Genomic DNA, 21,146 nt, shown 5'->3' with positions numbered 1-21,146 from the left:
CCGGCATGAAGGCCGTCATCCTTGCCGGCGGCCTGGGTACGCGCCTCTCCGAGGAAACCCATCTGCGGCCGAAGCCGATGATCGAGATCGGCGGCAAACCCATCCTCTGGCACATCATGAAGCTGTACTCCGCCCACGGCGTCAACGACTTCGTGATCTGCTGCGGCTACCGTGGCTATGTGATCAAGGAATACTTCGCCAACTACTTCCTGCACATGTCCGACGTCACCTTCGACATGGAACACAACCGCATGGAGGTCCATCAGCGCAATGCGGAGCCGTGGCGCGTCACGCTGGTCGACACCGGCGAGGAGACGCTGACCGGGGGGCGCCTGAAACGGGTGGCCGGATTTCTCGCGGGCGAGGAGGCCTTCTGCTTCACCTACGGCGACGGCCTGGCGGATATCGACATCAGCGCGGAGATCGCGTTCCACCGCGCACACGGCCGGCTCGCGACCGTGCTGGCGGTGCGCCCGCCCGGCCGCTACGGCGCGCTGCAGCTGCAGGCCGGCCGGGTCACGGGCTTCACCGAGAAGCCGCGCGGCGACGGCGGCTTCATCAACGGCGGCTTCTTCGTGCTGGCGCCGGCGTGTATCGAGCTGATCGAGGGTGACAGGTCGAGCTGGGAGAGCGAGACACTGACGCGCCTGTGCGCCAGCAACCAGCTCATGGCGTTCGAGCATGCCGGCTTCTGGCAGGCCATGGATACGCTGCGCGACAAGAATCACCTGGAAGCCCTGTGGCAGTCGGGCCAGGCGCCCTGGAAGAACTGGGCATGAACCGGACATTCTGGCGCAACAGGCGGGTATTGCTCACCGGGCACACCGGGTTCAAGGGTGGCTGGCTGTCGCTCTGGCTTTCGGAACTGGGCGCGGAAGTCCATGGCTATGCGCTTGCGCCCCCGACCGATCCGGGTTTCTACCAGGCCTGCAACGTGGCAGAACGGCTGGCCGGCAACACCATCGCCGACATCCGGGATGCCGACACGCTGGAGCGTGCGGTAAGGGATGCACAGCCCGACATCGTCCTGCACCTGGCCGCGCAGTCACTCGTGCGCCGGTCCTACGCGGCACCGGCAGAAACCTACGCGGTCAACGTCATGGGAACGGTCAACCTGTTCGAGGCCGTGCGCCGGACGCCGGGTATCCGCGCCGTCATCAATGTGACCAGCGACAAATGCTACGAGAATCAGGAGTGGGTCTGGCCATACCGCGAGAACGAACCCGTGGGCGGCTTCGATCCCTATTCCAGCAGCAAGGGCTGCGCGGAACTGGTGACCGCCGCCTACCGCCGGTCGTTTCTTGACGAGGCCGGCGTGCCGCTGGCCAGCGCGCGGGCCGGTAATGTCATCGGGGGCGGCGACTGGGCCGCCGACCGGCTGGTGCCCGACTTCCTGCGCGCCCTCGATGCCGGCGAGGTGCTCGGCATCCGTTCTCCCGGTGCGACCCGGCCCTGGCAACACGTGCTGGAACCGCTGTCGGGCTACCTGCTGCTGGCGGAAAAGCTGGTCACCGAAGGCCCGGCCTTCGCCGAAGCCTGGAACCTCGGCCCGGACGCGGCCGATACCTGCACGGTGGAATGGATCGTCGAGCAGCTGTGCAGCCGCCTGCCCGGCGCGCGCTGGCGCAGCGACGCACCGCCGCAGGCGCACGAAGCCAATGCGCTGCAGCTGGACAGTTCCAAGGCCAGGGCACGCCTCGGCTGGCAACCGCGCTGGAACCTGCACACCGCGCTTGATTATACCGTTGCCTGGCACCGGGCCTGGCGGCAGGGCACGGACATGGCGGACGTCAGTCTGCAGCAGATCCGGGACTACCAGTCAGCCGGGCAGGCATGAGCGAGCGCTTCGAGATAATCCCGACCCCGCTCGACGGTCTGCAGGTACTGCAGCGCAAACCGCTCGGTGACGAGCGCGGCTACCTGGAACGCCTGTATTGCGCCGATGAGCTGGCTCCGCTGCTCTCCGGCAGGACCGTCGTGCAGATCAACCATACGCACACCGCACGTCGCGGCACGGTACGCGGCATGCATTTCCAGCACCCGCCCCATGCCGAGACCAAGTTCGTCTGTTGCCTGCGCGGCGAGGTCTTCGATGTGGCGGTGGATGTCCGCGACAGCTCACCCACCTTCCTGCGCTGGCATGCCGAACGCCTGAGCGCCGGAAACCACCGGACGCTCGCCATCCCGGAAGGTTTTGCCCACGGGTTCCAGACCCTGACAGATGATTGCGAGCTGCTGTATCTGCATACCGCGCGTCATCACCCGCAGGCCGAGGCCGGACTGTTGCCGACCGATCCGCGGCTCGGCATACCGTGGCCGCTGCCGGTCACCGGCCTGTCACCGCGCGATGCCGGCCACCCCCCGCTCGGTTCCGGTTTCACCGGAGTCACGCCATGAAGTGCCGGCACTGCGGCGCAGCACTGGATCTGCCGCTCATCGACCTGGGCAGCGCACCGCCCTCGAACGCCTACCTGACCGAACACTCGCTGCACGCACCGGAAGCCTGGTTTCCCCTGCGGGTTCTGGTCTGCCGGAACTGCTGGCTCGTGCAGACCGAGGATTTTTCCAGGGCGCACGAACTGTTCGATGCCGACTACGCCTATTTCAGCGGTTTTTCCAGCAGCTGGCTGGCACATTGCGAACGCTACGTCGAGGACATGGTGACACGCTTCGCCCTGGATGCCGGCAGCCATGTCGTGGAAATCGCCGCCAACGACGGCTACCTGCTGCAGTATGTGAAGGCACGCGGCATCCCCTGCACCGGCGTGGAGCCGACCGCGAGTACGGCGGCGGCGGCACGCGCCCGCGGCATCCCGATCGTGGAGGATTTTTTCGGTACGCGACTGGCGCTGGAACTGGCCGGGCAGAACCGGCAGGCCGACCTGATGACGGCCAACAACGTGCTGGCACACGTACCTGACATCAACGATTTCGTTGCCGGCTTCGCGCTGCTGCTCAAGCCGCAGGGTATTGCGACTTTCGAGTTCCCGCACCTGCTGCGCCTGATCGACGAGTGCCAGTTCGACACCATCTACCACGAACATTTCTCCTATCTGTCGCTGAGCGCGGCAGAAAGCATTTTCACCGCGGCGGGGCTGGACATCTTCGATGTTGAGGAACACCCGACCCATGGCGGCAGCCTGCGCGTGTTCGCGCAACGCCGCGATACCGGCAGGCAGGCGCGCGCGGCTAGTGTCGATGAGATGCTGCAGCGCGAGCGGCAGGCCGGCCTGTGCAGCCCGGACGCCTACCACGGCTTCCAGGCCCGGGCGGAACGGATCAAGTACGACTTCCTGTCCTTCCTCATCGATGCGCGGCGCCAGGGGAAAACGGTGGCTGCCTACGGTGCCGCCGCCAAGGGCAATACCCTGCTGAACTATGCCGGCATCCGCCCCGACCTGATTGCCTTTGTCGTCGACCGCAACCCGGCAAAGCAGGGCAAATTCCTGCCCGGCAGCAGAATCCGGATAGTTGATGAGGAACAGTTACGCGGTGCAAAACCTGAATTTATAGTTATTATGCCCTGGAATCTGAAAACAGAGATCATTGCTCAGCTGGATTATGCAACAGGCTGGGGCGCAAAATTTATTACAGCCATCCCAAGACTTGCAACGTACCAGGATGGACCTGCTGATTCGCCGAATATCAGCCAAACCAAAAAATAGAGCAGGATATGGAAAAAATACCGGTATTCAAGCCACTCCTTGAAGAGCATGAGATAGATGCTGCGGTTTCTTCTCTCAGGCAAGGATGGCTGGGAATGGGCGCATCCGTCGGTGAATTTGAACTAGCGCTGCAGGAGTATATCGGATGCACGGATCGCCATGTTGTCGCGGTAAATACAGGACATTCCGCATTACATTTATCCATGCTGCTGATTGATCTGAAACCGGGTGACGAAGTAATTACCCCCTCGTTTAATAACATTGCAGACTTCCAGGCGATACTGGCAACAGGAGCACAACCGGTATTTTGCGATATTCGCCCAGACACGCTTTGCATTGATCTGGAGAAAGCCGAGCAACTGATCAGCCCCAAAACGAGAGCAGTCATCGTGATGGATTATGACTGCTGCATGGCAGACCACAATGCGGCCGCCACGCTTGCAAAGCGCCATGGTTTACGTGTAATCCATGATGCCGCACATTCTTTCGGCTCATACTATGAAGGGAAGAAAGTAGGTACTTTTTCCGACATCTGCATGTTCAGTTTCGATCCTGTAAAAACGATTACATGTATAGATGGCGGCGCACTTATTGTAAAAAGCGACTCTGAAGTCGAACTACTACATCAAATGCGCCTTATCGGGATGGGGCAGCCTGCAAAAGTCATGTATACCAACCAACGCGCCTGGACCTACGACGTAAATCGGCTTGGATTCCGCTATCACATGGCAAACCTGCATGCCGCGATCGGACTCGCCCAGCTGGCGAAAATGGACAGGATATCCGAAACTCGAAGATCCGCCTGCATCCTCTACAACAAGCTGCTGGAACCCATCCGGCAGGTAACTACACCGAAATCAACTTTTACCGGCATCACCCCGTTTTTATACTACATAAGGGTACCCGGGAATCACCGCCAGAAACTGCGCGATTACCTGCTTGAACATGGCATTGATACGGGAATTCACTGGCAGCCCGGCCACTGGTTCAGCCTGCTGAAGAGCTGCCGCCGTGGAGAACTGGCTGTAACCGAACAAATCGCCAATGAAATCCTTTCGCTGCCATTACACTCTTGCATGGAAAACACGACAATCGAGTATATCTGCTCCCGGATACAACTCTATTTTCAAGAGCACGGCAATGACTGACATTAATACGGGTCAGCAAGTTCTTAATATCATCAAGGAAACCGCCAACCGCGCCGGGCCGGCGGTTGTGATTCGCGTATCCAATCCCGCCACAGCATACCTGAGGCCGGTTGCAACACGTCCTGACTGTCTGAACCACGAGGATGTCGAGCTACTGACGCGCTGGCGAAACAACCACCCCAGGGCATTTCTGACAGAGTTTACGGCAACAACTGATAGAACGGAAAAGTGGCTGTCAAACACCGTACACCATGATAGTGGAAGAATATTATTCATGGTGGAAGACAGTACTGGTGACACAATTGGCTATATGGGATTAGCCTATATAGACTGGGACCGTCGTTACGGGGAAGCCGATGCGGTAGTTCGAGGGAAACCTGCCCCGGGCGGGCTCATGAAGCAGTCTCTACTGACCTTGCTGGACTGGGCCAGGCATGGACTCGGGCTCGAGGAGATAGGAGTACGGGTCCTTTCCGACAACCCGGCCATCGAGTTTTACAAAAAGTGCGGTTTCGTCGAAACGAAACGCATTGCACTCAGCTCCAGACGACAAGATGGCGAGGTTAGCTGGTATGAGAATTCAGACAATGCCACGCCAGAGCGCTCACTCGTATACCATACACTAGATAACCGCGACTAATACACATGTACAAACAATTCAAAGCCGAATGCCTGGCCAACATCGAAAAGCAATCCGCCGACACTCGGTATCAGGCACTCACCCGGGAATGGCAAATAAAATCCTTCCAGCATAAATATATGTACAATTTCGAGTCGCTTGGGCGCCCGATAATCCAGTATCCACAGGATATGGCAGCAATTCAGGAATTGATCTGGGAAACCAAGCCCGATCTGATTATCGAAACGGGTATCGCCCATGGCGGCTCGCTCATCCTGAATGCCTCGATGCTGGCCCTACTGGACTTGACCGACGCGATAACGGAAGGAAGAACGCTGAATCCGAGCGTATCCGGACGCAAGGTACTCGGCATAGATATCGATATCCGGAAACACAATCGCGATGCCATCGAGGCACACCCGCTGTTCAACAGGATCCAGATGATAGAAGGATCAAGTATCGACAAAAACACCATTGAGACCGCCAAGCTGATAGCCGCCGGCTATCAGAAAGTCATGGTATGCCTGGATTCAAATCACACACACGAGCACGTGCTGGCAGAACTTGAAGCATATGGTTCACTGACTTCGGCGGGCTGCTACTGCGTTGTATTCGACACACTGGTTAACGACCTGCCGGCCGACACGTTCCCGAACCGCCCATGGGATCCGGACAACAACCCCAAAACTGCCGTACACGAATTTCTGAATCATCATCCCGAATTCGAAATCGACAGAACCATCCATAACAAACTCCTGATAACTGCCGCACCGGATGGATATCTGAAAAGAATCAGCTGAGCCTGATCGGTCTCGCGCGAGACTGCCGGAAGTCACACGAGATCTGTATTTAAAAAATACAATGAAAACCCAATTGACTATCGGAATACCGGTTTATAACGAAGAACAACGCATTGAAATAGCAATTCGCAGCGCAGCACCGCAGTGCGGAAAACTCATTGTCTCGGACAATGCATCATCCGACGGCACCAGCGCAATATGCCAGACACTGCTTCGGGAGTATCCAAACATGGAATACTTCCGCCACGGGAAAAATATCGGCGCAGGAAGCAACTGGAGATTCATTCTTGAAAAAACTGCCACGCCTTTCATCATGTTCCTGGGCAGTCATGACTATATCGATTCAAACTATGTTGGCACGGTATTGCCAGCACTGCTTGAAGACACGAGTGTCGCAGCTGCAACAGGCGAACTATGCTTTGACTACGGCACTCGCGAAGAACAAGTTCGCGTATTCGGCGACTGGCAGGGCGGCTTGCATCAAGACGCTTATCACAGGGTCCATTCCTTCCTGTTCGAGCGGGCGCATCTGGCGTGGTGTGTCTATGGCATTTTCAGGACCGATCTCTTCAGGAGATATTTCAGAACGACCTGCCTGCGTACGGCGTTGATATTATTTTTCTCACGAGAATACTAAAGTCCGGCCGGCTTACAGTCATGAAAGGTGCATGCTTTCATGCATGGATGCAGGATAACGCCACACCGAAAACCGAATATCTTGAACGCGTCACTGCAAAAAAACACTCGGCACAAAAAAGACTGGAGCTGCGCAATGAATTCAGGGTCGCGCAGCACGACGCCATCGCGGAATTTTTCCCCGCGGCGGGAACCTGGAAGAAACTGGCGTTGCGGTACGGCTCCATGATCCGCTTCGGCACCTTTCGCCGGCCGGGACCGGATCCGCTGTTCTACCTGCTGTACCTGCCGGTCAAGCTCGCCCGCAAGCTGGAGCGCATAACGAGACGGGCGACCGGCGGCGGCTGAACCGCCGCACGCTCAGTCCTGCTGCGCCAGGTGGGTTTCCAGCGGCCAGGCGTAGGGATGCGAGAACGGCAGTCCGAGCGTGGCCTCGATCATGTACTGGGACACCAGCCGCTCGTTGAACTCGCGGTGCGCGCGCTCGTACCCGGCCCTGGCGACCGCCTGCCGTTCGGCATCGTTGTCCACGTAGAAGCGCAGCCGGTCGATGAAATCGTCATCCCCGTCTACCTCGACCAGCGCATCGGACCCGTACAGCTCGCCGAGACTGAAGGCACGCGTGGAAAACACCAGCAGCCCGTTGCCGAGAAAGAGGCCGATGCGGTCCGAGGAATAGAGATACAGCGCGCCGCCCGGACCGCTGCCGGCATCAGCCGGGCGCATGCTGAAATTCAGGCCGATCTTCGCGTCGCCCAGCGCCCTGATGAATGCGCTGCCGAACAGGGACGGGCGCGAGTCGTGACCGTACACCGCGCAGCGCACACCGGGAAGCCGCTCCCCGATCAGGCGCGTGGCGCGTGCGCGCAGGTCCTGCGGATCCAGCCAGGCCGGCATGTGCCCGGCGAAAAACACGTCGTGGCCCTGGTCCGCGCGCTCGTGACAGCGGTGGATGTCGATGCTGCCGTCGACCGGGTTGGGGATGAATGCCGCCGGCGAACCGGTCCCGGCGATGCGGGACAGATACGGCCCCGCCGTGGTCGCGAAGGTCCGGTCCACCACGTCGCGCCTGAGCCTCACATCCCGGTAGTTCTCCCGTATATAGAGGGCGTCCATGTAGTACTGGAACAGCGCCGCGTTGGGCAGTATCCGGCGCGCCTCGCGCAGGGTCTCCGGGCGGATGATGTCGGCCGAGCACAGGGCGATGACATCGGGCTCAAGGTTGCGGCATACCTCGAGGAAACGCCGGTTGCAGCCGCGCACACCGAGCTTGCGGCTGCGGAATACCGTCGAGTAGCGCGCCATGTCACGGTCGCTGAACCAGTAGACCTCGTGATTGTTGCGGATGAAGCCGTTGTTGATACGCACCGGCAGGAAGTAGTTGCGCGCGCCCAGGTACTTCATCTGCTGGTGCGATACATGCAGGATTCTCATGGCGCGCTCCGGGCCGGCATATCCGTGTCGTCGTGCGCGGATGTTAACCCCTGCAGTGCGGCACGCAACTGCCGGCGCACGATCGCGGTGGAAAAGTATTCCTCACTGCTTCCCGCAGCCGCCTCTCCCAGCGCTTGCAGGCGCTCCGGTGCGGCCGCCAGCTGCGCCACCTGCCCGGCCAGCGCGGCCGCATCGCCCGCCGCCACCCAGAGCAGGCCGCTCTCGCCCGCCGCGGCCAGCGCCTCGGGATAGGCCGTCGCGGTGCGCGTAATGACGGGCCGGCCGCAGGCCAGCGCCTGGAACACCTTGTTGGGTATGACGCGCCCGGCCTTGGGCGTCGTGCCGAAGATGCCGAGCAGGATGTCGGCCCGGCGAATGCGTGCCGGCAGCTCCGTATAGGGCAGCCAGTCCTCGAAACGGACATGGTCTAGCCCAGCCGCGGCTGCCTCGCAGGCGGCACGCAGCGGTCCCTGGCCGAGCAGTGTCCAGCTGACCGGCGCTCCCGCGTACAGGCGCGCCGCCTCGACCACGACCTGCGGCCCCTGCAACGGGATGAAGCTGCCGTAAAACAGCCCTTCCGGCCGACGTCCCTGCTCCGGCGCAGAGGCAGCCGCGGGCCGGAACAGTGCCGCCTCGGCACCGACATACACCACCGCCACCCGCGCCGGGTCCGTATCGAGCACATCCGCGAAATACCTGGCATGCGCGGGTGTATCGGCCAGCACCCGGTCGGCGCGCTGGAACAGGGCGCGCTCGCGCGCGAGCAGCCGCCGGGCGCGTGCGCTCCCGGTCGTGATCTTGCCACGCTCGTCCACCTGCTTGTCATAGGCGGAGATCAGCGGATCGAAGACCAGCGGCACGCCCCGGTTACGGGCCCAGCGACTCGCGGCGGCCAGGTCACGCTGGCGGAAACAGGGAACCCACACCAGGTCGGGGCGCGGGATCCGCGCGAGCGCGGCCTGCAGACCGGCGAGCGCGCTGCAGCGGGGATGGAAGTCTTGCACCTGCCAGCCCAGCTCGCCCAGCAGCCGGCGCAGGATCCGGTTGCGGGAATAGTCGGGATCGAACCGGCCCCACCACAGCACGGTGCGCATCAGGCCGTCCCCGCCAGATCCCGGTACAGCGCCAGCGTCGTGTCCAGCATGGCCCCGAGGGTGAAGGGCGACTCCCGCGGCACCGGCGGCGGGTCGGCGAGCAGCCGTGCGGCCGCGGCGGCCAGGGCGGCGCCATCTCCCGGCGCCACCCGGCCGGCCGGATAGAGCGCGGCGAGGATCTCGCCCACGCCCCCGTGATCGTATCCGAGCACCGGCACGCCGAGGCAGAGCGGCTCCAGCACCGTCCTGCCGAAGGACTCCGGCCGGTTCGACAGCGACAGGACGAGATCCGAAACGGCATAGATCTCGCGGATATCGCTGCGCTGACCGGTGAAGATGATGCGGTCCTGCAGCCCGGCATCCTTGACCAGCCGCTGCAGCTCCCCGACATAGGCCTGCCGGCGCGGGTCGAGATGCCCCACGATCAGGCCGTGGACGTCGATCCCCCGCGCCACCAGGGTCGCGACCAGGTCGATGAAATCGGCATGCCCCTTCAAGCGCGTCAGCCGCCCGGCCAGGGTCAGGACCCGGCACCCCTGCAGCGACGGGTACTGGCCGTGCCAGGCAGCCAGCCAGTCCGGCGCCGGCCGGAAGCCGTATGGGAACGCCGCCGGGTCCACGCCGCGGTAGATCGTGACCACGCGCTGCGGATCCACGCCGGGATAGTGATCGAGGATATAGCGGCGTACCGTATCCGATACCGCGATCACCCGCTCGCCGCGGGTCATGATCGCGCTGTAGCGGTTGACCGAGTAGAGGCCGTGCACGGTGGTGACGAAACGCGGCCGCGTCGCCGGCGGCAGCCCGCGCCAGGCCAGCCAGGCGATCCAGGCCGGCAGCCGCGAGCGTACGTGCAGGATGTCCACGCCTTCCGCGTCCAGCAGGCGCCGCAACGGTCGTACCTCGGCCAGTACCCGCAGGGACTTGCGGCCCACCGCCATGGCCACGTGCGCGGAACCGGCCGCGGTCAGATCGGCGACCAGCCGGCCGCCGGCCGAGACCACCAGCGAACGATGGCCGGCCCGGACCAGCGCGGCCGCCACTTCCAGCGTGCCGCGCTCCACCCCCCCGCTCTCCAGCGCCGGGAGCACCTGCAGCACGGTCAGCCGACGTCCGGCCATTGTTCCAGGATCCAGGCCGCGACCCGCGCGGCCTCGTCGAACGGCACGGCCGGCGGCTGCGGCGCGGTGCCGCCCTGCCAGGCAGGGAATGCCGTCACCAGTCCCTCCCGCACCAGCTGCACGACGCCCTGCGCCACCCGGTCCCGGGGATTGCGCCAGGGCACGTCGATCAGGCCGACCGCGGCACCCGAGGTCAGGGCCTCGAAGATCATGGACACGCTGTCCTGCGTGACCCACACCTGCGCCGCGCCCGCCAGCTGCGCCGGCAACCAGTCCGGCCCGGTGCGGTCGCAGGGCACGATGGTGAGCCCCGGAACGGCACCGAGCCGTTCCAGGAAGCCGGCGGGGGTACGCCGCGAGGTGGTCAACGTCCACTGCAGTGCGGTGGAGCGCGCCGGCAGCTGTGCGATCTGGGCGGCGACCGCGTCCCCGGTCCAGCTCACGTGCGCGGAAGGCCCGCCGACCAGGATCAGTCCCCGGCAACCGTCCCGCTGCGCCGCGGGACGCACCCGATTCAGGACACCGCGCGTCAGCAGGATGTTCTCCCTGCGCCGCGGCCGGTCGTGCATGGGGATGACACAGAGGTCGAACCACCCCGTCGGCAGGGTCGGCTTCATCAGCACCACCACCCGCCCGCCGCGCACGCGCCGGGCGTTGAGCATGGGCAGGTGGGTGGCATGGCCGGCGCCGATCAGCAGCGCCGGATCGGGCAGGTCCTGGCCGAAGGTGATGCGACCGCTCAGGCAGGCCGCCAGGCCGGCCCGGCAATCCGCGACATGAATGCTGTGCTCCTCGACCACGCACTGCGCACGCAGGGCCTCGACCAGACCCTGCGACTGGCTGTCGTGACCAGGCTTGCCGTCGGTGAAGCGCCATACCACCAGCGGCCCGGCGCGGGTGTTCGGGGTGCGGGCCGCCCCGCCGACCGTACCGGCTTCAGGATCGCGGCCGGCCAAAACCGTACCTAGCCGGCATCAACCAGGGTGTATTCCGCACCGCAGTAGGGGCACTTGGCCCGGCCGGTGGCTTCGATGGGCAGATAGACGCGCGGGTGGGAATTCCACAGGCTCATACCGGCCAGCGGACAGTGCAGGGGCAGGTCCGCCCGGGTCACGTTGTAGTGGTTCTGCGCGTTCGGCTCGCGGGCGCTGCCGCCGGCGTCCGCCTCGGCGCTGTAGGGATTTGGCACTGTGCCCTCCTGCTGCCCGGCATCCGGGCATTCGCAAACCGTGATTATGGCATGATAGCGCGGCCCGAAGCATCCGTGCACGAGCGGCCGGCAGGGGGCGGAACCGGCCTGTATAATCGCCACCTGCAACCACCCGGATGCGCGCGCACCCCGGACATCGAGATGAACCGACCAGCGACAACGAAAGAGCTGTACCTGCGCCTGCTGCGCTATGTCATACCCTACTGGAAGATCTTCGTGCTGGCCATCGCCAGTATCGTGGTGGTGGCGCTCACCGAGCCGGCCATCCCGGCGCTGATGAAGCCGCTGCTCGACGGCAGCTTCATCCACAAGGATCCGGTCACCATCCGGCTCATGCCGGTGCTGCTGATCCTGCTGTTCCTGGTGCGCGGCATCGCCAATTACTCCAGCACCGTCGCGCTCAACTGGGTCTCCGGCAAGGTGATCCACGACATGCGTGCGCAGCTGTTCGCGCGGCTGCTGAGCCTCCCGAGCCGCTTCTACGACAACAACCCGACCGGCACGCTGATCTCCAAGATCACCTTCAACGTGAACCAGGTGGCTGCCGCTGCGAGTGACGCACTGCTGATCCTGGTCCGCGACACCCTGTCGGTCATCGGCCTGCTGGCGCTGATGGCCTGGATCAACTGGAAGCTCTCGGTCATCTTTTTCGTCGTCGCCCCGGCCATCGGCATCGTGGTGAAACTGGTCAGCGGCCGACTGCGCCGGCTCAGTACCCACCTGCAGCAGTCCATGGGCGAGATGACCGGCGTGATCGAGGAAGCGGTCAAGGGACAGCGCGTGGTCAAGCTGTTCGGCGGCCAGCACTACGAGAGCAGCCGTTTCGGCACGCTCTCCAACCGGGTGCGGCATATGAACCTGAAGATCATCGCCACCTCGGCCGCCAACGTGCCGGCGGTGCAGCTGATCGCAGTCATCGCGCTCGCGGTCATGATCTACATCGCCTCATCCCAGGCGCACACGGAGGAGTTCACCGTCGGCAGCTTCATCTCCTTTTTCGGTGCCATGGGGCTGCTGTTCGCGCCGCTCAAACGGCTGACCAAGGTCAACGAACAGCTGCAGCGCGGCCTGGCCGCATCACAGTCCATCTTCGATCTGCTGGAAGAACCGCCGGAACCGGAAACGGGCAGCCGCCGCCTGGCGCATGCGCGCGGCGAGCTGGTCCTGCGCCATGTCAGCCTGCGCTACGACAGCGGCGACGTCGCCGCCCTGGAAGACATCAATCTGGAGATCGCCGCCGGCGAGACGATTGCGTTGGTCGGCAAGTCCGGCAGCGGCAAGACCAGCCTGGCCGCACTGGTGCCGCGCTTCTACCAGCCGACTGCCGGGCAAATCCTGCTGGACGGCGTCGACCTGCAGGAGGTGCAGCTGGCCGACCTGCGCACCGCCATTGCGCTGGTGAACCAGGACATCGTGCTGTTCAACGATACCATCGCCGCCAACATCGCCTACGGCAGCATGCGCGGGGCGACGCGTGCGGCGATCGAGGCCGCGGCCGAGGCGGCGCATGCCATGGAATTCATCCGCACCCTGCCGCAAGGCATGGACACGTTGATCGGCGAGAACGGCGCCCGCCTCTCCGGCGGGCAGCGCCAGCGGCTGGCGATCGCACGCGCACTGCTCAAGGATGCGCCGATCCTGATCCTGGACGAGGCCACCTCCGCGCTGGATACCGAGTCGGAACGCCACGTGCAGGTCGCGCTGCGCACCCTGATGCAGGGTCGCACCTCGATCATCATCGCGCACCGGCTGTCCACCATCGAACATGCCGATCGCATCGTGGTGCTGGAACAGGGGCGGATCGTCGAATGCGGCACGCACGGCGAACTGCTCGACGGGGGCGGTGCTTACTGGCGGCTGTACAACTCGCAGCTCAGCCAGAACTAGGGAAAGTCTGATCTATTCGTCATTCCGGCGGAAGCCGGAAGCCATGGGTTTAAATTGCCCGGATCCCGGCATTCGCCGGGAAGACAAAAAGGGAATAAATCAGGGCATCCCCAGAACATCATGCGTGAATTCGATCCGCTCCTGCAGCAGCGCGGTGGCGCATGAATTACGGCGATAGCATCATTCGCGGACGCGGTCCGCGCCTACACTTTTGTCAACCAGTCGGTGTACTTGTCGACACGGCCGTGCACCACATCGAAATACAGGGCCTGCAGCCGCGTCGTCACCGGACCGCGCGCGCCGCGCCCGATGGTGCGGCCGTCCACCTCGCGGATCGGCGTGACCTCCGCCGCCGTACCGGTGAAGAAGGCTTCGTCGGCCAGGTAGACCTCGTCGCGCGTGATGCGCTTCTCGCGCAGCACATAGCCTTCGTCGGCCGCCAGCCGGGCAATGGTGTCGCGGGTGATGCCTTCCAGCGCCGAGGTAAGGTCGGGCGTGTAGATGACGCCATCGCGCACGATGAAAATGTTCTCGCCACTGCCTTCGGCCACGAAGCCGTCCACATCGAGCAGCATGGCCTCGTCATAACCGTCGCTGAGCGCCTCGTTCAGCGCGAGCATGGAATTGATGTAGTGTCCGTTGGCCTTGGCCTTGCACATGGTGATGTTGACATGATGGCGCGTGTAGGAGGAAGTCTTGATGCGGATGCCCTTCTCCATGTTCTCGGCACCGAGGTAGGCGCCCCATTCCCAGGCGGCGACGATCGCATGCACCTTGAGGTTGTCTGCGCGCAGGCCCATGCCCTCCGAGCCGTAGAAAAACATGGGCCGGATATAGGCGGACTCCAGGCCGTTCTCGCGCACCACGGCGCGATGCGCACCGGCCAGCGTCGGCTGATCCCAGGGGACCTGCATCTTCATGATGTGCGCGGAACCGTACAGGCGCTTGAGGTGCTCAGACAGACGGAAGATCGCGGTACCCTGCTCGGCACGGTAGGCACGCACGCCCTCGAACACGCCCATGCCATAGTGCAGGGTGTGGGTCAGCACATGCACCTGCGCCTCACGCCAGGGCACCAGCTGCCCGTCCATCCAGATGACGCCGTCGCGGTCAGACATTGACATACAAAACTCTCTCCAGCACTGGGGTCGCGACGTCTGCAACAGCGGCGCTCACCCCGGATTGATACACGCCTCGCCCATCACCTGCTGCCAGACCCGGCACACCGCCGCGCGCTCGGCCAGCAGCTCGTCCTGGCCGATCAGGGCCGGCGCACCCGCCAGGACCCGGTGGTTGATCCGCTCGCGCAGTGCGCGGTAGGCGTTCGACAGGGCCTCGGCATCCGGCGCCGGCAGCACGCCGATCTCGCCGCTGGCCTGCAACAGGGCCAGCGTTGCGGTCGGGTGCAACAGACGCTCGTGTTCGCCAGACCAGCGCAGGACCATAAATTGAACCATAAATTCGATGTCAACGATACCGCCGGCCCCGTGCTTGAGGTCGAAGCGTTCGGAGGTGCCCTGGTCCAGCTCCGTGCGCATGCGCCGGCGCATGTCGGCCACCTCGGTCTGCAGCTGCCGGACGTCCCTGGGGCGGGTCAGGACCTCGCGCCGGATCTGCCCGAAGCGGCGGCTGATCGCCGCGTTGCCGACCACGACCCGTGCCCGGATCAGCGCCTGGTTCTCCCAGGTCCAGGCACTGGCCCGCTGGTATTCCTCGAAGGCATCCACACTGCTGACCAGCAGGCCGGAATTGCCGTTCGGCCGCAGCCGCATGTCGACCTCGTACAGTACCCCGGCCGCGGTAAAGGTATTGAGGATATGGATGATGCGCTGGCTGAGCCGGGTAAAGAACTCGACGTTGTCGATCACCCGGGGACCTGCGGTGTGCTGTTCGTTTCCGGTACTGTCGTGCAGGAAGACGATATCCAGGTCCGAACCGTACCCCAGTTCGTATCCTCCCAGTTTGCCGTATCCGACGATGGCAAAGCCCGCCTCGCACACCTGGCCATGGCGCAGGTAGGCAGGCGGCCCATGGCGCGCCACCTGGTGCGCCCAGGCCAGCCGCAGGACCGTCTCGAGCACCACCTCGGCGATATCGGTCAGGTGATCCGCCACGCGTGTGACAGGCAGCCCGGCGACGATGTCGGTTGCCGCCACGTGCAATGCGGCCGCCTGCCGGTACTGCCGCAACTGGTCCATCTGCTGCTCGAGGTCACCCGGCGGGATACCTGCCATGCGCGCCTGGAGCGACTGCCGCAGGCCATCCCGGTCGAGCGGTTCGAACAGCGCCCGCGGATCGAGCAGTTCATCGAGCAGGATCGGATGCAGGGCGAGCTGATTCGCGATCCAGCTGCTGGCGGCACAGAGCCGGGCCAGCAGGCCGAGCGCGGCCGGATGCTCGACCAGCAGCGACAGGTAGGTGGTGCGGCCGGCAATCGCCTCCAGCAGCGCCCCCATGCGCTTGAGCACCTCCGTTGCATGCGCGCTGCCGGCGGCGGCATGCAGCACCTGCGGCATCAGTTCATCCAGGCGGCGCTTGCCCTGCTCGCCGAGGAAGCGCGAAACCGGCCCCTGGCGAAACTGGGCCAACCACCGCAACACCTCCTCGCCCTCCTGATAACCGGCATTTTCCAGCAGCGTGACCGCCCGGGCAGCGCCGGTCGTGCCCCGCCACACATCGTCCATGCCACGCGTCCGGTCGCGCTCCTGCGCATCGACGCGATCGCGCGGTGCGGCGAACACCTGTTCGAAATGCTGCGCTACCAGGCCGCGGTGCCGTGCCAGTTCCCGGGCGAAACGCTCCCAGTCAGGGTAGCCCATGGCGAAGGCCAGCCTGGCCCGCCCCGGCTCATCCTCCGGCAGGGTATGCACCTGGCGGTCCTCCCATGCCTGCAGGCGGTTCTCGGTACGGCGCAGAAAGACGTAGGCCGCGGTCAGCTGCGCGGCAGCGGTTTCCGGCAGATAGCCGAGTTCGACGAGCGCAGCGAGAATCGCCAGCACACCGCGCTGCTGCAGCACGGGTTCGCGCCCGCCGCGCACCAGCTGGAACGCCTGGGCGATGAACTCGATCTCGCGGATGCCGCCCGGTCCGAGCTTGATGTTGTCCTGCATGCCCCTGCGTTCAACCTCGCGGATGATCTGTTCCTTGAGGCTGCGCAATGACTCGAAGGCGCCGAAGTCCAGATAACGGCGGTAGACGAAGGGATGCAGCAGCGCCATCAGGCGGGCAGCCGCCGGTGCCGGCCCGGCCACCGGCCGGGCCTTGATCATGGCGTAGCGCTCCCACTCGCGGCCCTGCAGCTGGTAGTAGTCCGCCATCGCGTCGAAACTCGCGACCAGCGACCCGCTGTCACCATAGGGACGCAGCCGCATGTCGACACGGAACACGAATCCCTGCGCCGTTTGCGCATCCAGCACCTGGACCAGTTGCCGCGCAATGCGGAGATAGAATTCATCCGCGCTGAGATGCCGGTCATGCCAGGCCGCGTTCGCATCCGGATAGGCGAAGATCAGATCAATGTCGGAGGAAAAATTCAGCTCGTGCGCCCCGAGCTTGCCCATGCCGAGCACCACCAGCGCAGGCCGGAGCTGTTTCGGCGCGGCGCCGGCCTGTGCTACCGCCCAACCGGAAATCCGGTCGAGACTGCTGCCGATGCAGGCGTCGGCCAGTGCGGAGAGGTCGTACAACACCTCGTCGAGCGGCGCCCAGCCGGCCAGGTCGCGCCAGGCGATCCGCAGCATTTCCTGCCGGCGGAATTCCCGCAGTCTGCGTGACAGCTCCGCCTCGGTGCCAACGCCCCGCAGCGCCAGTTCCAGCTTGTCCGCCACCTCGCCGGGTGCGTAATCCCCCAGCAGACAGCCGTCATCCAGCAAGCGGCACAGGACTTCCGGCTCGCGCACACAGGTCTGCGCCACGAAATCGCTGCACGCCCATACCCGCTGCAGGGCGGCGACGAATTCCGGCTGCGCGGGCGGCTCGCGGCCAAGACCCGCCATGGCCTGGACGAAGGCTTCCCAGGCCGATGCCACCGGTTCGCGCAGCGCAGCGGGCAGCCCGGCGGCCGCCGACCCTGCCGAAGTTGCCGCCTTGCTCTTCCTGCCCGTCATACCCGCCATTCAAGATTGCCGCGCTGACCGCCGACTTCACCGATTCGGGACGATTATATACAAGCCGGGGTGAAAGAAATGGAATTCAAGACCTATCTGGGCAAGATGGTGGAGCAGGACGCTTCCGACCTGTATCTCAGCAGCGGCGCGCCGCCCAGCGCCAAGATCAACGGCACGCTGACGCCGCTCGAGGAACAGCCGCTGACATCGGAACAGATACAGGCCGTCGCCTGGTCGGTGATGGACGCGGAGCAGCGCGCGGCATTCAGCGGGCGCCCCGAGATGAACCTCGCCATATCCGAACCGGGTATCGGCAGGTTCCGCGTCAATATCTTCCGCCAGCGCAATACCGTTTCCATGGTGGTACGCAACATCAAGACCGCCATTCCGGATTGGCAGCAACTCGGCCTGCCCGAGGTCCTGACCCGTGTCATCATGGAAAAGCGCGGCCTCGTGCTGTTCGTCGGCGCCACGGGCTCGGGCAAGTCGACCTCGCTGGCCTCGCTGATCGACTACCGCAACCGTAACAGCGCCGGACATATCATCACCATCGAGGACCCGATCGAGTTCGTGCACCCGCACAAGCGCTCCATCGTCAACCAGCGCGAGGTCGGCGTGGACACGGAAAGCTACGAGGATGCACTGAAGAACACGCTGCGCCAGGCACCGGATGTCATCCTGATCGGCGAGATCCGCGACCGCGAGACCATGGAGCATGCACTGGCATTTGCCGAAACCGGGCATCTGGCCATTTCCACGCTGCACGCCAACAATGCCGACCAGGCGCTCGACCGCATCGTCAACTTCTTTCCCGAGGACAGGCGCAACCAGCTGCTGCTCGACCTGTCGCTGAACCTGCGCGCCTTCGTCTCGCAACGGCTGGTCAGGACGGTCGCCGGCGGCCGTGCGGCCGCGGTGGAGATCCTGCTCGGCACCCCGCTGGTGCAGGACATGATCCGGCGTGGGGATGTTCACGAAATCAAGGAAATCATGGAGAAATCGGAGAATGCCGGCATGCAGACCTTTGACGGGGCATTATTCCGCCTGGTCGAGAACGGCGCGATATCCGTCGACGAAGCCCTGAAGAACGCAGACTCCCCGAACAACCTGCGCCTGCGGCTCAGCCTGGGCACGGGCGACAGCGCGGAACAGCGCAGGCCGGCCGGTCTCAGCCTGATCGAACACGACGAAGCGCACGAGGAACTCAACGAATTCGACACGGCCCTGTGCAAGCCTCGTGGAAACGGGCAAGCTGTCCCTGGAACAGGCACTGGCGGACGCGGACCGGCCGGAGTCGCTGCGCCGCAAACTGGAACAGGCCGGTGCAGGCATGCACGGCAACCCGGCCGCGCGCGCGTGAGTGCCCTGGCAGCATACGGGATCTTGCCGCGCGCCGCACGGCGTTCCATGCCATGTGTCGCATATTCCCAGCGCGACCCTTGACCTGCATCCCGGCAAGCAATCACTATATCGGTACTCAATCGCAGCCGGTTTGTGACTATGAAATATCTGGTAACGGGAGGCGCCGGCTTCATCGGCTCGCACATTGCGGAACACCTGCTCAACGACGGACACCAGGTCCGTATTCTCGATAATTTCTCCACCGGCAAGCGCGACAACATCCCGGTTTCGGACGCGGTATCGGTCATCGAGGGTGATGTTGGCGATTACCGCACGGTGCGCGAGTGGATGGACGGTATCGGTGTCGTATTCCACCAGGCCGCGATTGCCTCGGTACCCGAGACCGTCGGCGACCCGCTGGGCAGCGAGCTCACCAATTACCGGGGCACACTGAACGTCCTGGAGGCCGCCCGTCAGTGCGGGGTACAGCGCGTCGTGTTCGCCTGTTCGGCCGCCGTCTACGGTGACCTGCCGGAACTGCCCAAGACCGAGGCGATGCCGGTGCGGCCGCTCTCGCCCTACGCGGTCGACAAGCTGGCATCGGAACACGCCTGCCAGGTCTATTACAGGCTGTATGGACTGGAGACGGTGGCGTTGCGTTATTTCAACGTCTTCGGGCCGCGCCAGGACCCGACATCGCCGTATTCCGGTGTCATCTCGATCTTCGCGAACCGCGTCCGCCAGGGTGCGCAACCGGTCATCTACGGCGACGGGGAGCAGACCCGGGACTTCGTCTACGTCGCCGACGTGGTCGAGGCCAACCTGCGCGCCGCGCAGGCGCCGGACGCCGCCGGGCAGGCCATCAATATCGCGACCGGCACCACGATCACCATCAACGAACTGCTGCACAGCGTGTGCCGCATCCAGGGACAGCCGTTCGAACCGGTCTACCGCGCGGCTCGCGAAGGCGACATCCGGCATTCCTGCGCCGATATCAGCCGGGCCCGGGAATTGCTCGACTGGGCGCCGCGCGTGGATTTCGATACCGGCCTGCGCAACCTGCTCGAGCACGGATAAAGCGGCCGCCGGGACTGTAGGCGGCCGGGTTTGCGGCTATAATCGCCGCCATGCACGCTACCGGCAAAGCACACCGCGGCACCCTCTTCGTCGAGGACGCCCGCATACTCACGCACGCGGCGCATCCCGGCGAACAGCACCTGCTCCGGGTCGCGGCGCCCCGCTGCGCTGCCAGTGCGCAGCCAGGCCAGTTTGCCCATATCCAGTGCGATCCCGCCCTGCCCATGCGCCGGCCGCTGTCCATCATGCGCGTCGATGCCGCCGGCGGCTGGGTGGAATTTCTGTACAAGACTGTCGGTAACGGTACGCGCGCCCTGGCCAAGCGTCGCACGGGGGAGACGCTCAGCATGATCGGCCCCATCGGTATGCCGTTCACCCCAGAGCGCACGCGCCCGCGGATCCTCCTGCTGGGCGGCGGCGTGGGCATCCCGCCGATGATTTTTCTTGCTGACCGCCTGCGCAGCGATCGGCACTGGCGGCCACTGGTGCTGATGGGATCCGAGGTCCCGTTCCCGTTCCGCGCCCAGCCTTCGCGCATCATGATCCCCGCCATGCCGGACGGCGTCATCGCCGCCATGCCGCTGCTGGATGACTGGGGCGTCCCCAGCCGTCTCGCCAGCCGGCAGGACTACGCCGGCTGTTACGCCGGCTACATCACCGACCTGGCACGCATCTGGCTGCAGGGCCTGGATGCGGCGGCCCGTGCCGAGGTCGGCATCTGCGCCTGCGGCCCGCATCCGATGCTGGCAGCGACGGCCCGGCTGGCAAGCGAGTTCGAGCTGCCCTGCCAGGTCTCGCTGGAGGAATACATGGCCTGCGCCGTGGGCGGTTGCGCCGGCTGTGCCGTGGAACTCGTGACCCCCGCCGGCCCCGCCATGAAGCGCGTGTGCGTCGATGGGCCGGTATTCGACGCCCGCGCGGTGCAGTGGGGATAACGCGCAATTTGTAAGATACACCCGTGGGAGCGGGCCGCTTCCGCGCACAGATGGCCAAAAAAACGGGCGCCAG

19 protein-coding genes and 1 pseudogene are annotated in these 21,146 nt (G+C 64.3%); 13 read left to right on the top strand and 7 right to left on the bottom strand.

The features are described from left to right. The first annotated feature begins 5 nt into the window (after positions 1 to 5). The 9 genes from rfbF to R3F42_05715 all read left to right on the top strand — a co-directional run bounded on the left by rfbF (position 6) and on the right by R3F42_05715 (position 7,216). Positions 6 to 779: a glucose-1-phosphate cytidylyltransferase gene (gene rfbF, locus R3F42_05755; GenBank protein MEZ5541532.1), complete on the top strand. Its 774-nt coding sequence runs from the start codon at positions 6 to 8 to the stop codon at positions 777 to 779. Then, positions 776 to 1,837 carry a CDP-glucose 4,6-dehydratase gene (gene rfbG / locus R3F42_05750; GenBank protein MEZ5541531.1) on the top strand — a complete coding sequence of 354 codons (1,062 nt, stop codon included), beginning with the start codon at positions 776 to 778 and terminating at the stop codon, positions 1,835 to 1,837. Before rfbF ends, rfbG begins: the two co-directional genes overlap by 4 nt. Further along, positions 1,834 to 2,397 carry a dTDP-4-dehydrorhamnose 3,5-epimerase family protein gene (locus R3F42_05745; protein MEZ5541530.1) on the top strand — a complete coding sequence of 188 codons (564 nt, stop codon included), beginning with the start codon at positions 1,834 to 1,836 and terminating at the stop codon, positions 2,395 to 2,397. The genes rfbG and R3F42_05745 overlap by 4 nt, the downstream gene beginning before the upstream one ends. Then, the gene (locus R3F42_05740; GenBank protein ID MEZ5541529.1) at positions 2,394 to 3,665 is read left to right on the top strand and encodes a class I SAM-dependent methyltransferase; all 1,272 of its coding nucleotides are present in this window, start codon (positions 2,394 to 2,396) and stop codon (positions 3,663 to 3,665) included. Before R3F42_05745 ends, R3F42_05740 begins: the two co-directional genes overlap by 4 nt. Before the next feature lie 8 nt (positions 3,666 to 3,673). Further along, complete coding sequence (locus tag R3F42_05735) at positions 3,674 to 4,813, top strand: DegT/DnrJ/EryC1/StrS family aminotransferase (GenBank protein ID MEZ5541528.1); 1,140 nt, start codon at positions 3,674 to 3,676, stop codon at positions 4,811 to 4,813. After that, on the top strand, positions 4,806 to 5,453 hold the full coding sequence (locus tag R3F42_05730) for a GNAT family N-acetyltransferase (protein ID MEZ5541527.1): 648 nt from the start codon (positions 4,806 to 4,808) through the stop codon (positions 5,451 to 5,453). Before R3F42_05735 ends, R3F42_05730 begins: the two co-directional genes overlap by 8 nt. Further along, positions 5,453 to 6,232, top strand: coding sequence for a cephalosporin hydroxylase family protein (locus R3F42_05725; protein ID MEZ5541526.1), 780 nt, complete (start codon positions 5,453 to 5,455; stop codon positions 6,230 to 6,232). Before R3F42_05730 ends, R3F42_05725 begins: the two co-directional genes overlap by 1 nt. A gap of 61 nt (positions 6,233 to 6,293) precedes the next feature. Further along, positions 6,294 to 6,869 carry a glycosyltransferase family 2 protein gene (locus R3F42_05720; GenBank protein ID MEZ5541525.1) on the top strand — a complete coding sequence of 192 codons (576 nt, stop codon included), beginning with the start codon at positions 6,294 to 6,296 and terminating at the stop codon, positions 6,867 to 6,869. Between the two features lie 20 nt (positions 6,870 to 6,889). Then, positions 6,890 to 7,216 carry a hypothetical protein gene (locus R3F42_05715; GenBank protein ID MEZ5541524.1) on the top strand — a complete coding sequence of 109 codons (327 nt, stop codon included), beginning with the start codon at positions 6,890 to 6,892 and terminating at the stop codon, positions 7,214 to 7,216. 12 nt (positions 7,217 to 7,228) lie between these two features. On the opposite strand, the gene R3F42_05710 is transcribed toward R3F42_05715, so the two are convergent. The 5 genes from R3F42_05710 to R3F42_05690 are packed head-to-tail and all read right to left on the bottom strand — an operon-like array spanning position 7,229 to position 11,706. Continuing rightward, positions 7,229 to 8,302, bottom strand: a complete 1,074-nt coding sequence (locus tag R3F42_05710) for a glycosyltransferase (GenBank protein MEZ5541523.1) — start codon at positions 8,300 to 8,302, stop codon at positions 7,229 to 7,231. Further along, complete coding sequence (locus tag R3F42_05705) at positions 8,299 to 9,396, bottom strand: glycosyltransferase (GenBank protein ID MEZ5541522.1); 1,098 nt, start codon at positions 9,394 to 9,396, stop codon at positions 8,299 to 8,301. The genes R3F42_05710 and R3F42_05705 overlap by 4 nt, the downstream gene beginning before the upstream one ends. Further along, positions 9,396 to 10,517 carry a glycosyltransferase family 4 protein gene (locus R3F42_05700; protein ID MEZ5541521.1) on the bottom strand — a complete coding sequence of 374 codons (1,122 nt, stop codon included), beginning with the start codon at positions 10,515 to 10,517 and terminating at the stop codon, positions 9,396 to 9,398. The genes R3F42_05705 and R3F42_05700 overlap by 1 nt, the downstream gene beginning before the upstream one ends. Next, entirely contained in the window at positions 10,499 to 11,473 is a 975-nt protein-coding gene (locus R3F42_05695; GenBank protein ID MEZ5541520.1) for a mitochondrial fission ELM1 family protein, read from the bottom strand. The genes R3F42_05700 and R3F42_05695 overlap by 19 nt, the downstream gene beginning before the upstream one ends. 8 nt (positions 11,474 to 11,481) lie before the next feature. Next, positions 11,482 to 11,706, bottom strand: coding sequence for a zinc-finger domain-containing protein (locus R3F42_05690; GenBank protein ID MEZ5541519.1), 225 nt, complete (start codon positions 11,704 to 11,706; stop codon positions 11,482 to 11,484). A 162-nt stretch (positions 11,707 to 11,868) separates the two neighbouring features. On the opposite strand from R3F42_05690, the gene msbA reads away from it, so the two are divergent. Then, positions 11,869 to 13,614, top strand: a complete 1,746-nt coding sequence (gene msbA / locus R3F42_05685) for a lipid A export permease/ATP-binding protein MsbA (GenBank protein ID MEZ5541518.1) — start codon at positions 11,869 to 11,871, stop codon at positions 13,612 to 13,614. A 203-nt stretch (positions 13,615 to 13,817) separates the two neighbouring features. Here msbA and R3F42_05680 read toward each other — a convergent pair whose 3' ends face one another. Both R3F42_05680 and glnE read right to left on the bottom strand, forming a co-directional pair. Further along, on the bottom strand, positions 13,818 to 14,738 hold the full coding sequence (locus R3F42_05680) for a branched-chain amino acid transaminase (protein ID MEZ5541517.1): 921 nt from the start codon (positions 14,736 to 14,738) through the stop codon (positions 13,818 to 13,820). A gap of 48 nt (positions 14,739 to 14,786) precedes the next feature. Then, complete coding sequence (gene glnE / locus R3F42_05675; protein ID MEZ5541516.1) at positions 14,787 to 17,720, bottom strand: bifunctional [glutamate--ammonia ligase]-adenylyl-L-tyrosine phosphorylase/[glutamate--ammonia-ligase] adenylyltransferase; 2,934 nt, start codon at positions 17,718 to 17,720, stop codon at positions 14,787 to 14,789. Between the two features lie 78 nt (positions 17,721 to 17,798). Between glnE and R3F42_05670 the strand changes: the two are divergent. The 3 genes and pseudogenes from R3F42_05670 to R3F42_05660 all read left to right on the top strand — a co-directional run bounded on the left by R3F42_05670 (position 17,799) and on the right by R3F42_05660 (position 21,073). After that, a pseudogene (locus tag R3F42_05670) lies at positions 17,799 to 18,848 on the top strand (PilT/PilU family type 4a pilus ATPase). Positions 18,849 to 19,220: 372 nt separating this feature from the next. Continuing rightward, positions 19,221 to 20,138 carry an SDR family oxidoreductase gene (locus tag R3F42_05665; protein MEZ5541515.1) on the top strand — a complete coding sequence of 306 codons (918 nt, stop codon included), beginning with the start codon at positions 19,221 to 19,223 and terminating at the stop codon, positions 20,136 to 20,138. A gap of 50 nt (positions 20,139 to 20,188) precedes the next feature. Next, positions 20,189 to 21,073, top strand: coding sequence for a dihydroorotate dehydrogenase electron transfer subunit (locus tag R3F42_05660; GenBank protein ID MEZ5541514.1), 885 nt, complete (start codon positions 20,189 to 20,191; stop codon positions 21,071 to 21,073). Positions 21,074 to 21,146: the final 73 nt, after the last annotated feature.

Source organism: Pseudomonadota bacterium (assembly GCA_041395565.1).
GTDB lineage: Bacteria > Pseudomonadota > Gammaproteobacteria > UBA9214 > UBA9214 > UBA9214.
This window is presented reverse-complemented; position numbering and strand designations above follow the sequence as displayed.

What these genes read in the sequence shown, in the direction of transcription:
- glnE (MEZ5541516.1), bottom strand. Translation starts at nt 17,720, where the DNA reads ATGACGGGCAGGAAGAGCAAGGCGGCAACTTCGGCAGGGTCGGCGGCC.
- R3F42_05715 (MEZ5541524.1), top strand. Translation starts at nt 6,890, where the DNA reads ATGAAAGGTGCATGCTTTCATGCATGGATGCAGGATAACGCCACACCG.
- R3F42_05740 (MEZ5541529.1), top strand. Translation starts at nt 2,394, where the DNA reads ATGAAGTGCCGGCACTGCGGCGCAGCACTGGATCTGCCGCTCATCGAC.
- R3F42_05735 (MEZ5541528.1), top strand. Translation starts at nt 3,674, where the DNA reads ATGGAAAAAATACCGGTATTCAAGCCACTCCTTGAAGAGCATGAGATA.
- R3F42_05720 (MEZ5541525.1), top strand. Translation starts at nt 6,294, where the DNA reads ATGAAAACCCAATTGACTATCGGAATACCGGTTTATAACGAAGAACAA.
- R3F42_05745 (MEZ5541530.1), top strand. Translation starts at nt 1,834, where the DNA reads ATGAGCGAGCGCTTCGAGATAATCCCGACCCCGCTCGACGGTCTGCAG.
- R3F42_05730 (MEZ5541527.1), top strand. Translation starts at nt 4,806, where the DNA reads ATGACTGACATTAATACGGGTCAGCAAGTTCTTAATATCATCAAGGAA.
- R3F42_05705 (MEZ5541522.1), bottom strand. Translation starts at nt 9,396, where the DNA reads ATGCGCACCGTGCTGTGGTGGGGCCGGTTCGATCCCGACTATTCCCGC.
- R3F42_05665 (MEZ5541515.1), top strand. Translation starts at nt 19,221, where the DNA reads ATGAAATATCTGGTAACGGGAGGCGCCGGCTTCATCGGCTCGCACATT.
- rfbF (MEZ5541532.1), top strand. Translation starts at nt 6, where the DNA reads ATGAAGGCCGTCATCCTTGCCGGCGGCCTGGGTACGCGCCTCTCCGAG.
- rfbG (MEZ5541531.1), top strand. Translation starts at nt 776, where the DNA reads ATGAACCGGACATTCTGGCGCAACAGGCGGGTATTGCTCACCGGGCAC.
- msbA (MEZ5541518.1), top strand. Translation starts at nt 11,869, where the DNA reads ATGAACCGACCAGCGACAACGAAAGAGCTGTACCTGCGCCTGCTGCGC.
- R3F42_05680 (MEZ5541517.1), bottom strand. Translation starts at nt 14,738, where the DNA reads ATGTCAATGTCTGACCGCGACGGCGTCATCTGGATGGACGGGCAGCTG.
- R3F42_05660 (MEZ5541514.1), top strand. Translation starts at nt 20,189, where the DNA reads ATGCACGCTACCGGCAAAGCACACCGCGGCACCCTCTTCGTCGAGGAC.
- R3F42_05710 (MEZ5541523.1), bottom strand. Translation starts at nt 8,302, where the DNA reads ATGAGAATCCTGCATGTATCGCACCAGCAGATGAAGTACCTGGGCGCG.
- R3F42_05700 (MEZ5541521.1), bottom strand. Translation starts at nt 10,517, where the DNA reads ATGGCCGGACGTCGGCTGACCGTGCTGCAGGTGCTCCCGGCGCTGGAG.